Origin of the sequence: Prevotella herbatica, assembly GCF_017347605.1 — a bacterium.
GTDB classification, from domain to species: domain Bacteria; phylum Bacteroidota; class Bacteroidia; order Bacteroidales; family Bacteroidaceae; genus Prevotella; species Prevotella herbatica.
Map to the genome: position 1 here is coordinate 1,724,836 of NZ_AP024484.1, position 13,763 is coordinate 1,738,598.

The 13,763-nt window shown below is 36.9% G+C and carries 5 protein-coding genes; all 5 read left to right on the forward strand.

Annotated elements, in window-relative coordinates; translation table 11 throughout:
- Positions 1-354: 354 nt before the first annotated feature.
- The 5 genes from prwr041_RS06490 to prwr041_RS06510 all read left to right on the forward strand — a co-directional run bounded on the left by prwr041_RS06490 (position 355) and on the right by prwr041_RS06510 (position 13,762).
- Positions 355-3,582 carry a SusC/RagA family TonB-linked outer membrane protein gene (locus prwr041_RS06490; protein WP_237072321.1) on the forward strand — a complete coding sequence of 1,076 codons (3,228 nt, stop codon included), beginning with the start codon at positions 355-357 and terminating at the stop codon, positions 3,580-3,582.
- Between the two features lie 13 nt (positions 3,583-3,595).
- The gene (locus prwr041_RS06495) at positions 3,596-5,434 is read left to right on the forward strand and encodes a RagB/SusD family nutrient uptake outer membrane protein (protein ID WP_207155514.1); all 1,839 of its coding nucleotides are present in this window, start codon (positions 3,596-3,598) and stop codon (positions 5,432-5,434) included.
- An 85-nt stretch (positions 5,435-5,519) separates the two neighbouring features.
- A complete protein-coding gene (locus tag prwr041_RS06500) occupies positions 5,520-6,851 on the forward strand; it encodes a pectate lyase family protein (RefSeq protein ID WP_237072322.1) in 1,332 nt (443 codons plus the stop codon).
- A 495-nt stretch (positions 6,852-7,346) separates the two neighbouring features.
- Positions 7,347-9,452: a hypothetical protein gene (locus prwr041_RS06505; protein ID WP_207155515.1), complete on the forward strand. Its 2,106-nt coding sequence runs from the start codon at positions 7,347-7,349 to the stop codon at positions 9,450-9,452.
- Between the two features lie 116 nt (positions 9,453-9,568).
- Positions 9,569-13,762: a hybrid sensor histidine kinase/response regulator transcription factor gene (locus tag prwr041_RS06510; RefSeq protein ID WP_207155516.1), complete on the forward strand. Its 4,194-nt coding sequence runs from the start codon at positions 9,569-9,571 to the stop codon at positions 13,760-13,762.
- Position 13,763 lies beyond the last annotated feature (1 nt).

Genomic DNA, 13,763 nt, shown 5'->3' on the forward strand with positions numbered 1-13,763 from the left:
AATTTTCTTTATGGCAGGTGACTTTTGTAAGTTTTTTGATGGTATAATGTTAAAATATGTACTAAAAAGCAATAAGAAACGGATTTTTTATCGTGAAATAAAGATGTCTAAAGACAAAAATATCAAACTTATTTCTCTAACTTCTAACGGTTTCATCGTACTTAACCATGGAAATAGGGTGGTAATAATAGCAAGAAGGGGCTGATTAATTTATCGTGGTTTTATCGTATATATAGAGGTTATATATTGTTTTTTGAACGGATGTATATGCTTACGTATAATTTTGTATTCAGTAAAATAGTGCGATATGCTACTTTTGTGAAAGTAAATCTAAAAACTATTAAACTTAAGCAAATGAGTAATTTGAAACTAAAGTTATGCTTATTTATAGCCTTGTTTATAAGCATGCCAATTGCGCTGGTTGCGCAGACCGTGAAAATTTCAGGTGTGGTTTCTGATGATCAAGATGTGATTATTGGTGCTACGGTGAGGGTGAAAGGTCAACAAGGAGGAACTATAACTGATATTGATGGAAAATATACATTATCTTTGCCATCTAATGCAAAACAAATCGTTGTTTCATACGTAGGTTATGAAACACGTACAATATCTGTTAATGGACGTTCTAAAATCGATGTGAAACTAACAAGTTCCAATCAGATGTTGGATGAAGTAGTCTCTATCGGTTATCAAAAAGTACGAAAGGCCGATCTTACAGGTGCAACATCAAGTGTGGGTGCTGATGATTTGGCTTCACGTCCAGTAGCAACAGCAGCTGAAGCCTTGGCTGGTAAGGCTGCTGGTGTAAGCGTTGTCTCCCAAAGTGGTGCTCCTGGAGCTGACATCAATATAACAGTCCGTGGCGGAACCTCTATCACACAAAGTACAAAACCTCTATATATTGTAGACGGATTTGAGATGGAAAACGCCCTTCAGCAAGTGGATATAAATGATATAGAGACTATCGATATCATGAAAGATGCTTCGTCTACCGCTATATATGGTGCACGTGGTGCAAATGGAGTTATTATCATTACAACAAAGAATGCCAAAGCCGGTAAAACACAGGTGAACTATAATGTCTATTATAGTTGGAATTCGCTGGGTAAGAAACTTGATGTGCTAAATACATTAGATTATGTCAAATACGAATACGAATTGCAAGTTCTAGCGGGAAACCAGACTAACTTTGCTGGTTTCTATGGTGGAGATGTTAATGCTTCCGACTTTTATACGGGAGCTTACAATCGTATAAATACAGATTATGCCAATCGTGCAGGCGTAGACTGGCAGAATGCGGTATTTGGTGGCACAGGATTCTCTATGAATCATAATCTCAGTATCAGTGGAGGTAATGATAAAACCAAATATCTACTGTCCTACAACTATACAGGTGAGGATGGTATATTATCTAAACATGGCTTAGATAAGAATTCAATCCGACTAAAATTAAACCATGAACTATGGAAAGGTATTCGCTTTGACTTCAGTACTAGTTTCCAAAACACCGAAGTAGAAGGTGGTGGGTCAATGGCCGGTTCGTTGAAGAATGTCATACTACAACCGGCAACCGGCGGTGTACGTTTCACAGATGATCAAATGTTAGGAGAGGATCTCTCTGAGGAAATGATGGCAATAGACTCTCAATATGATATAGATAATCCACTTATTAACAATTCAAGTATAGACAACAAAAGTTATAGACGTCTATTGACAACAAATGCCGGTATAGAATTCGATTTTCTCAAACATTTTACATGGCGTACAGCTGGAAGTTATACGTGGGCTCAGACTCGTTCTGACGTATGGGATAAAGGTCTCACACGTTTAGCTAAGAATAATGGTGGCCCCTATGGTTCACGCAACAATTCAGAGAGTTCTACTTATCAGATAACAAACACTCTAAACTGGGTCCATAATTTTGGTCTAAACCATCTTAATATTCTTCTGGGTCATGAGGTATATCATTTAGATAACTTGAAGCTTGATAACGAATATCACAACTTTCCAGAAGCCAATTTTGGATTAAACAATGTAACGATGGCTAAACCTTATAAATGGGAATCAGACATTAGTAATAGGGCTCTTGTTTCATTCTTCGGTCGTGCATCATATAATTGGAACGAACGTTATCTTGTTACTACTGCACTTCGAACCGATGGTAGTTCTAAGTTCAGTAAAGGTCATAAGTGGGGTTGGTTTCCATCTGCTAGCGCAGCATGGCGTATCACAGAAGAGCCTTGGATAAAGAATACAAGTGACTGGCTTTCAAATCTGAAGTTAAGAGTAGGATTTGGTACAACAGGTAATGATAATATCGATAATAATATGTATGCTACCGACTATGGTGCTGGATATTATACCAATGGAACAGAAGTTATATCAACATTAGTGCCTGGAGGTATTGTAGGTAATCCAGAAATAGAATGGGAGAAAACAACTACTATAAATATCGGACTAGACTTCGGCTTCTTTCATAGTCGTCTAAACGGTAGTATCGATTACTATAACAACAAATCTACAAATTTGTTGATAAAAAATAAAATACCTACATCAACAGGTTACAGTTATCAATATCAGAACTTGGCCTCAGTAAGAAATCAGGGCGTCGAAGTCACTATAAATTCTACGAATATCCGAACAAAGGAATTCGCATGGACAACAGACTTCAATATCGCCTTCAATAAAAATAAAGTGTTGAAACTTTATGGCGGTGATAATGCCAACAACTATATGATTCAAGATTATGACTCTCGTATGTTATTCTATATAGCAGAAGGTCAGCCTTTAGGTCAATTCTATGGATACAAAGCCGATGGTGTCTATACTACAGACGATTTTACACAAAATGCCGATGGAACATATACCATTAAAAATGGAGTTCCTTCCCTAAAAGGAGCAACAAAGTCAAATATCAAACCAGGTGATATAAAATATGCATGCACAGCTAATCAAACTGATAAAGACGGGAATCCTGTATGGAGTACAGATGATCGTACTGTGATAGGCAATGCCAATCCAGACTTTGTTGGAGGTATGAATAACACGGTTCGTTATAAAGGCTTTGATCTATCCGTATTTCTCAACTTTTCTGTAGGTGGTGACGTCTTCAATATGAACACACAGAGATATATTGGGCCTTACCTACCTAATCAAAACACTCTTGCATGTATGGCCAACAGATTCACTCTCATTGACCCTATTACTGGCAAGGAGACAAAAAATCTTTCAAGACTGGCAGAACTCAATCCTGATCAGTATTCAAAGAGTCAGATGTGGAGTGTACATGCAGATAATAAAATAGCCATTTCAGACCCTCTCGACTATTATATAGAAGATGGAAGCTATTTGCGTTTTAGTACCATCACTCTAGGTTATACATTTCCTAAGGCATGGATGCAGAAGATTAAAGTACAAAATATGAGAATATATACCACATTGAATAATATTGCAACCATTACTGGTTATGATGGTTTCGATCCAGAGGTCAGCGCAACGTCTAGTGCCCTTACTCCAGGTATTGATAATTCAGCCTATCCACGCTCTAAGAGTTTTGTTATCGGTATGAACTTAACCTTTTAATGAAAGAGAACAAATGAAAAAGAATATTTTATATATAGGAATTGCGACGGTTTTGTTGCTAGGTACTGCTTCGTGTAATGATTACATCGATATACCTTCAAAATCAAAATATGATTCAGAATCAGTATTTGAAGACGCAACTAAAGCAGAAATGGCTGTATTAGGTTGTTATCCTCAAACATTCAATCGAGAATATTTCTATCAACTTGGCATGGGTACCGACGAGTGCTTCTCAACAGAAGGAGAAACTAACTCAAAGAACCAGATAGCTAATTATGTTTATACATCTTCCAATGCACCTACAGGTCTGTATAATGCTATGTATCAGGGCATTGAATATGCAAATGTATGTATAAAAAATCTAAAGAAAATGAGTTCTTCAAACTCTTCAGAACAGAAGAAGTTGAACTATCTATTAGGCGAAGCTTTGGCTATAAGGGCGGAAAATTATTTTAATCTTGTTCGTTACTTCGGTGATGTGCCATTTATAACGACACCAACTTCAGACGCATCTACGTTCTATTCTTCACGTACAAGCCGTGATACAATTTACGACCACATCATAGCAGATATGCAGAGTGCAACCCAATTATTGTCTTGGGATAGTGAGAACGTCGTAAGTAGTGAATCGGAAAGATTTACAAAGAATTCGGCATATGGTATCCTTGCCCGTATATCCCTTTACGCTGCAGGCTATTCTTTAAGATGGAATCTTGATACATATGATCCTACAACAGTGAAGATGGCTCAGCGCTCTAATCAGACACGTATCAAAGAACTTTATGAGATCGCAGCTGATGCTTGTAAGACAGTAATAGATAGAAAGGAAAATTCTTTGATGCCCAAATATGAGACTGTATTCCGCGATATACTTGAAAAGAAGTTCGATAATGAGACAATGTTGCAGATCGGACAGTATAGTTCTCAAGTTAATAGCTATAATGTAGGTTATACAAATGGCATTTTTTGTCATACAAATACTATTTATGGAAAAACAGCACCTCAAATGATTGTTAATCCTGTGTATTACTTTAATTTTGAAAATGGAGATACACGTCGTGATGTGTCTATATGTAACTATGGTTATGCTGGTACAAAAGACAAAAATGGAGAACGACAACTTAACGGTCTGCCAAGCAACACGATTGGAAAATTCCGCGTAGATTGGAAGAACGATGCTGGTATAAATGCCAGCACGCGTGAGATCGACTTTCCTATTCTTCGATATTCTGACATATTGCTTATGTATGCAGAAGCTTTGAATGAGCTGAACAATGGTGCCAACAGCCAAGCAATAGATGCGCTGAAGCAGGTAAGAGCCCGTGCTTTTGGTGGTGATGTTACTAAAATAGGTAATATTCCTTCTGGACATGACGCATTCCTCAAGGCAATACAGGACGAACGTAAATTGGAATTTGGATTTGAAGGCTTACGTCGTACAGACCTTTGCCGTTGGAATATTTTATATGAGACACTGACTCAAACAAAAAAAGATTTGCTTGATTTGGCAAATGGTGAAGGCCGTTTCTCTGATTATAAGTTACACTATGCAGCTTATAAAGCAGAGAAACCATCTGGATTCAATGAGCCAATTGTTGCTATGAGATATACTCCAATTGCTCAATCTGACTCGATTATATATGCTAAGCAGGGTTATAAAGTTCAGAACATGTTCATCGGTACTGATGGCTTCACCAATGCCCTTCATAAAATTGATAAGAGAGAAGCATGGATGACAACGTCACTTTTCCGTGGTTTGGTTAAAAATCAGGTAGAGATTTTGCCGCTAAATACTACTTCTATTATAGACATTAATAAGGGGTTGGAAGGACAGCAACATCCATTATACTAATAAAGACGTTTTAATTAATTTAGTATTTTTGCCCCTCTTAAATAATACATTTTATCTAAGAGGGACTTAAATATAATATAAAGTTATGACAAAATTTTATTTAGGTTTGATTTTTTTTGCATTGATTTTATCTGCTCATGTTTGTGCTGCATCTAAACGTGCAAAGCGTCTTATTGCATTTCCAACAGCAGAAGGCTGGGGCAAATATAGCTGTGGAGGTAGAGGCGGAAAGGTCATTAAAGTTACTAATTTAAATGACCACGGTCCTGGTTCATTACGATATGCCATTGATTGTAAAGGTGCTCGGATCGTTGTCTTTGACGTGGACGGCACAATTTCATTAGAGACCCCCCTGCGCATTACAAATGACTCTATTACGATAGCAGGACAGACAGCACCTGGTGATGGTATTTGTCTGAAAGACTGCCCGTTGAGTATAGATGCATCAAATGTTATCATAAGATATATTCGCGTCCGTGTAGGAGATAAATATCCCCATGACTATGATTCGGTTACAGGTGGAGGATATGGACAACATGATGTTATCGTCGACCATGTAAGTGCAAGTTGGAGCATTGATGAATGTTTTTCATTATATAAGACCTCTAACTTAACTGTTCAGTGGTGTATGATAAGCCAGAGCTTGGCTAAAAGTCATCACACCAAAGGCGCACATGGATTTGGAGGAATTTGGGGCGGTAAAAATGCCACATGGCATCATAATCTCTTAGCAGATAATACAAGTAGGAACCCTCGTTTTTCTTCAGTCGCTAATACAAAAAATGTAGATTTTCGTAATAACGTAGTTTGGAACTATGGTTTTAAAGCAGCTTATGGTGGCGGAGAATATGGAGAAATAAACTTCGTTGGAAACTATTACAAGCCAGGACCTGCAAGTATTAGACCTCATTTGCTTGATGTCTCAGAAGATGGGACAAGCTTATATTTTATATCTGGGAATGTCATCGAAAAATGTGATTCTATCACTGCTGATAATTGGAAAGGAGTTGGAGGACCGAATCCTATGAGTAGTTTTGTTGGTCACCCTTTTGAATGTGAACCTATAAAAGAACAAATGCCTATGAATATGTATGATAAGGTTCTTAAACAAGTCGGTTGTAGTCGGAATCGTGATTCTTACGATTGTTCTATAATAAAAGAAGTAAGAACAGGTAAACCGGCATTTAGTCCTAATGGAATTATTAATAGCCAGACTGAAGCAGGAGGATGGCCTAAACTTAAAATAGGCAAAGCTAAAAAAGATTCAGATAATGATGGAATGCCTGACTCTTTCGAAGACAAATATGGCCTAGATAAGAATAATCCCAATGATGCATCTCAAATTGCAGAAAACGGATATGCTAATATAGAGAATTATATATTTACTATAGATGCTCAACTTGAAAAAGGATACTAATATTATAAAGGGAATTATATCTTTTATTAAATACATAGTATTTGCATTCATAATATTTATATGGCTGTACAAATGGAATTACAGAACAAGTTTTTGTATAAAAGCCTAATTCTTTTAGATTTTCAATAGATAGAAAATCATTTTTAGTTGATATACCTTCTAGTAACATAATATGAATTAATAGCGATAATGTATAGGTATTAAGTAGCATATTAATAAGTCTACATAATATACATACTATAAATGGATATTTTCAGTTATACAGATAGTGTGGAATTAGACGATGGCAAAATCAAGTATCTGCAAATCGCATTTTGTCATCTGTAGACATAAACGCTTACTACTGGTGTAGCTCTACATACGAAGAGAATTCTGCTAATGCTCAATATTTGGCCATTGGTAAAAATACTGTAAAGATAAACTTATCTAATAGCCGCGCTAACTCTTGTTTAATAAGATGAATTAAGATAAATTAAGATAAATAATAATTAATATATGAACCGAAAATTAAAAATATTTATACTGACTTTCTTGATTAGCATTTCTGCTGCAGGAAGAAGTATAACAATAGACAAGCACGCTGTTGTGAGTAGGAATAATCCACATGTTACATCTGTAGATTCATTAAGCTCATTGTCGGTGGGCAATGGCGGGTTTGCGTTTACGGTTGATGCGACAGGTCTACAATCTTTTCCTGAAAAATATTCAAAAGGTATACCTTTAGGAACAATGAGCGATTGGGGATGGCACTCTTTTGATAACCCCAATGGATATAAATTTGAAGAGACTCTGCGTAATTATGATTTCGGAAGAGGACGGTTAGAACCTTATGCTGTACAGATTAAAGACAATGCTCGTCAAAAGGCTGCTTGTAACTGGTATCGTGTAAATGCTCATCGCCTGCATCTAGGTGTTGTAGGATTGGAACTTGGTAACGATATTCATCAAATCAAGTCAATAGATGAAACTCTGGATATGTATAGAGGTGTCATCAATAGCAAGTTTAAATACAAAGGTAAAGCATATCATGTGAGCACAGTATGTGATCCTGTTTCTGACAGAATAGCTTCTGATATTGTTTCAGATGGTAAGATAACCGTGAAATTCAGATTCCCATATCCATCAGGGGGGCATAGTGATGATGCTTGTAATTGGACTTCTGATAACTTGCACAGTACGGTGTTAGTGAAAAACTCCGCAAACCGGGCTATATTGAAACGTACAATAGGTAAAACTGTTTATTATGTAACAATAAATTGGCAAGGTAATGCTAAGCTGCGTGAACGGTCAAGGAACTATTATGTACTTGATTCTGATGGTAAAGAATTGTCTTTCACATGTTTGTTTTCAGAAAAAGAAACAACATCTTGCTCAATGACATTTAATCATATAAAAACAGCGGCAGACAAGTATTGGCAAGGCTATTGGACAAAAGGTGCTATAGCTGACTTTTCTCAATGCAAAGCAGCACAAGCTAAAGAGATGGAGCGTAGGGTAGTGCTAAGTCAATATTTATTGGCTATTCAGGATTGTGGCGATACACCTCCGCAAGAAACGGGTCTGACATACAATTCATGGTATGGTAAATTCCATTTGGAGATGATACTCTGGCATCAGGCACAATTCGCCTTGTGGGGACACCCGGAAATGCTAGACCGTTCTTTGTCGTGGTATTTTAAAGTTGAAGATAAAGCACGAGAGATTGCAAGAAGACAAGGATTTAAAGGCGTGAGATGGATGAAGATGACGGATCCTAGTGGAGATGAGGCTCCTTCTGATGTCGGAAGTTTCTTGATATGGCAACAACCTCATCTTATTTATCTTGCAGAACTGCTGTACCGTGCTAATCATTCTAAGGCGGTATTGAAAAAGTATGCTCGACTTGTTGAGGAAACGGCTGAATTTATGGCAGACTTTGCGCAATATGATTCTGTAGGGAATAGATATGTGTTAAGAGGATGCATCGCTGCACAAGAAACGTTGCCTGCTTCTACAACAGTGAACCCACCTTTTGAATTATCTTATTGGCATTTTGCCTTGCAGATAGCACAAAGTTGGCGTGAACGTTTGGGGAAGGATAGAAATGCACATTGGGATGATATCATCTCGAAGATATCTCCATTGGCAGATAAAGATGGACTTTATCTAGCGGCAGAAACTCAGCCAGATACCTATTCAAATGAAAGAATGTATAGTGATCATCCAGCAGTGCTTGGGGCTGTAGGTGTTTTGCCGTTTAACAGTCATCAGGTGGATATTGCTAAGATGAAGAAAACAGAACAGTGGATTTGGAAAAACTGGAAATGGGATACCACTTGGGGATGGGATTATCCAATGATGGCAATGTGTGCAGCACGTATGGGAGAACCAGACAAGGCTGTGAGTGCATTGCTTATGAAACAGCAGAAAAACACTTATCTTGTAAGTGGACATAATTACCAGGATGATCGTCTGAGACTTTATCTTCCTGGTAACGGAGGCTTATTGATGTCTGTGGCAATGATGTGCGCAGGATGGGATGGGAGTACAACTGCAAATATTGGTTTCCCTAATGATGGAAATTGGAATGTGAAATGGGAAGGATTAAAGCCACTACCATAAATCTTTGTTTTATATCGGAGTTTGAGCTTATTTTCAAACTCCGGTCTGTTATTGTATGTGTCAAATTTTGTTAATCCGTTTTCTTTGCTTATATTTGCAAAGCATTTAATAATACTATGAATAGGATTAAATTAATTATATTTTGTGTTTCTACAATATGCCTTCTTGGTTGTGCTAACAACTCTAGACAGACCAGTAGTCATATTGATGAGTCTTTTGATTCTACAGCTGTTGATACTGTGTCTTTACCTATACAGGTAAAAGCGAAACATCTTACAATTCAAGACGGATTACCCTCTATTACAATAAACTCTTTGTGTCAGGATAAAAAAGGATTTATTTGGTTTGGTACACGTTATGGACTTGCTCGTTATGACGGTAATAAAATAAAAGTGTATCGTCATAATAATAGTCCAATGTCTATTGATGACAGTAGAATTAAAAAGACAATAGAAGATGCCTCAAATAATAAAATGTGGCTTTACACTGTTTCAGAAACATTTGAATGCCTTGATTTAAAAACAGGTACCCAATCAGATTATATGTCTGGCGAGAAAAAACCTCATTTTACTAATTCCAAATTTGTAAATGCGGGTGAAATATGGATGTATGGAAAGAAAAATGGAGCAATGAGAGTCTGCCTTTTGAATGGCAAATTCTATATTGAGAGATTTGGGAAGGATAATATTGGAAGTGATGATATAGAAATGTTTGATACGGTCAGTAAAAATAAAATACTGATATGTACTCCTGTTAGACTTTATATATACGGAAATAGGAAACTGATCTGTGCTAATAAGGGTAATAAATTTGTTAAGACAAGAAACATTGCCGGTAGACAGATGCTTGTAACGGATAAAGGCAAACTATACGAACTTAAAGGAAATAAGACACAAATGTGTCTGAAAATAGCTTTTGATAAAGGAGATCATTTTGTGGATGATGTGGTATGGAATGGGAAATGGATGATATTTACTAACCTAGGTTGCTACTTTGTAGATATAAAGAAAAGTAAGGTTGAACGTTGCTCCGGCGAATGGGATATTGCCAATGGTAAAATAGTGAAAGACAATAGAGGTAGAAAATGGATTTATAATAAAACAGGTGAGCTGAGGCTGATTACTGAAAAAGGTTTGATAAGTCTTAATCTGTTGCCTTCTGGCGAGACAAATTATATTGATTATGAGAGATACCATATTGTGGAGGATAATCACGGACTTATATGGATTTCAACGTATGGTAACGGACTCTTCGTGTTTAGTCATGACCTTAAACATCAACAGCATTTCATTGCTGATGAAAAAATCCATTCTCCAATAACATCCAATCATTTGTTGGATATGATTGCTGATAGGAATGATGGGATATGGATTAGTACAGAATTTGGCGGAGTGGCACATATTCAGGTCCTAGAAAAAAATACAGAACGTGTATTCCCAGATAATAATAGACGGATGGATTTCTCTAATACCGTGAGAATGATTTCGAAATCAAAAAATGGTAATATATTAGTCGCAACAAGGGCTGGCTGGCTGTATAGATACAGTTCGGATATGAAGCAGATGAAAGGTAAAAGTCATTATGATTCAAACGTGTATGCTATAAAAGAGGCTCGTGACGGACAGACTTGGATTGGTACTCGTGGAAAAGGAATCTATGGTGTAGATGGGTTGGATTTTGGCAACCATAATGTGTTCTGCATGGCAGAAGACAATAAAAACAGAATGTGGGTAGGTACATACGGTGATGGATTAAGTGCAGTGATGAAACGAGGGCAGAAATATCTCATAAAAAAAATGTTTCTTGATAGCGTGGGCACAAATGAGGTTCGTTGTATTATAAAAGATCGTAATGGCTGGATTTGGGTAGGGACAACTGGCGGATTGCTGGTCTTTAATCCTGATAAGTTTATTTTTGACAAGAATGCCTATATCCAGTATCTTCCAGGCAAAGAAATACATGATATATTTGTAGATAGAAAGAATAGAGTATGGCTTGCGATTCCTGAAGACGGAATATGTGTAACAACGAGTAAAAATGGTTATAATAGGCTGAAATTCAAATACTATAACCGTTTAGATGGTCTTGTGAACAACATGACTCAATGTGTTGTTGAGGATAGAAAAGGTGATTATTGGATATCTACCCAACAAGGAGTTTCGTGTTTAAATTTGCGTAAAAAGACTTTTGAGAACTATAGTCTTGACCCTAGTCCAATGGGGAATATGTATAACGAGAATGCTGCCATTTGCTTAGATGACGGACGAATATTGCTGGGAGGATATTATGGTCTGACGATCATACAACCAGGAAAATTACGCCATGCAAAAGACAATGTTAATGTAGTGTTTACATCCGAGCCATATTCGGATATAATGACTTTGGATTATAGTGATAATTCTCCTGTAATAGATTTTTCTACATTGGATTATTCTGATGTGAAAAATGTTAAATATACGTATTGGCTTGAGGGATATGATAAAACATGGAGTGGAGCCTCACCAATATCTTGGGCGGCTTATAAAAATCTACCTTCTGGTAAATATATACTTCACGCTAAAGCTTGTAATGCCGATGGTGTTTGGGGGCGTGAAAGCGTACTAACTATAAGGGTAAATCCGCCTATGTATTTATCTTTCTGGGCGATATTATTATACATTGTTATTGCGGTAGTAGTGATGTATATAATTGTGAGAAATGTGCGTGAAAAGAATGAGTTGCGTAGCAAAGTTAAATTTGAACAGGAGTTGACTAAATATAAATTGTTGTTCTTTACGAATATCGCTCACGAGTTCCGTACGCCTCTTACTCTTATCGAAGGGTCATTGGAAAAGGAAACAAAAATTGTGAAAGCGAATAATTGGCATGGAGAGCTGGATAAGTCAATACGCACAATGAACAAGAGTGTCAAACGTATGCTAAGGTTGATAGATCAGCTACTGGAATTCAGAAAGATGCAGGCTGGGAAATTGGCGTTGGCTCTTCAACAAAGTGATGTTGTTTATTTTGTGAAGAGTTTGTTCTTGACATTTGAAGACGCTGCCGATTCTAAAAAAATAGATTATAAATTCACGTCATCAGAGAATACTTATATGATGTTTTTTGATAAACAGCATCTTGATAAAATAGTGTTTAATCTGCTTTCTAATGCTTTTAAATACACACCGTCTAATGGAGCGATATCATTGGAGATGTCTTTTGATGATGGAATGATGACCATCAAGATAATAGATACAGGAGTGGGGGTACCCGACGACAGACGTAACGAATTGTTTAGTAGGTTTATGCAAAGTAGTTATACTGGTGAAAGTTTTGGTATCGGACTTCATTTGACAAAGGAACTTGTAGCAGTGCATCATGGAACGATAGATTACGAGAAGAATCCTTGTGGAGGATCTATATTCGTGGTTAAGATTCCGACGGATGTTGATGTATACGAGGAACATGATTTTCTAGTACAGGGTAACCCAATTCTGAGAGATGAAGAGGATACGACGTTGCAGTTTAATGAGCTTGTTAATGTATCGGAGACAGCTACAAAAAGATCAAAGCCGTTGAACAGAAAGAAGATTCTTTTTGTTGAGGATGATAATGATATTCGGGAATTTTTGGGAAATGAACTGAGTAACTATTTTGAGGTAGAAACAGAAGCTGATGGGAAAAGTTGTATTGATAAGGCAAAAGAATATGATGTGGATTTGATTATCAGTGATGTTATGATGCCGGGTATGAATGGATTTGAATTGACAAAGCGTTTGAAAAATAATTTTGAGACCAGTCATATTCCTATCATCTTACTTACGGCATTGAGCAATGATGAAAGCCAGTTGGAGGGTATGGAGTCTGGTGCGGATGCTTATATAACTAAGCCATTCAGTCCCCAATTGCTTGTTGCAAGAATATTCCAGTTGTTGAATGGAAGGGAGATTTTGAAACAAAAGTATTCAAAAAGTCTTGAGGAAGTGAGGCCTTCATTATGTTCTTCTGAGCAAGATCAACTATTTGTGCGAAGATTAGATGCCATCATCATGTCAAGAATGAGCGATCAGACTCTTTCTGTGGAGAAAATAGCAGAGATGCTACATCTTGGTAGGACGATCTTTTATAATAAAGTAAGAGGCGTAACGGGTTATACTCCGAATGAATATATAAGGGTGAAACGAATGAAATATGCAGCTGAACTTCTTAAAAAAGGAGAAAAGAATGTGTCAGAGGTAGCTTATGAGGTAGGTTTTGATACTCCGTATTATTTCAGTAAGTGTTTTAAAGACCAGTTTGGCATGCCGCCGTCACAATATAAAGGAGGATAAG

What these genes read in the sequence shown, in the direction of transcription:
- prwr041_RS06490 (WP_237072321.1), top strand. Translation starts at nt 355, where the DNA reads ATGAGTAATTTGAAACTAAAGTTATGCTTATTTATAGCCTTGTTTATA.
- prwr041_RS06495 (WP_207155514.1), top strand. Translation starts at nt 3,596, where the DNA reads ATGAAAAAGAATATTTTATATATAGGAATTGCGACGGTTTTGTTGCTA.
- prwr041_RS06500 (WP_237072322.1), top strand. Translation starts at nt 5,520, where the DNA reads ATGACAAAATTTTATTTAGGTTTGATTTTTTTTGCATTGATTTTATCT.
- prwr041_RS06505 (WP_207155515.1), top strand. Translation starts at nt 7,347, where the DNA reads ATGAACCGAAAATTAAAAATATTTATACTGACTTTCTTGATTAGCATT.
- prwr041_RS06510 (WP_207155516.1), top strand. Translation starts at nt 9,569, where the DNA reads ATGAATAGGATTAAATTAATTATATTTTGTGTTTCTACAATATGCCTT.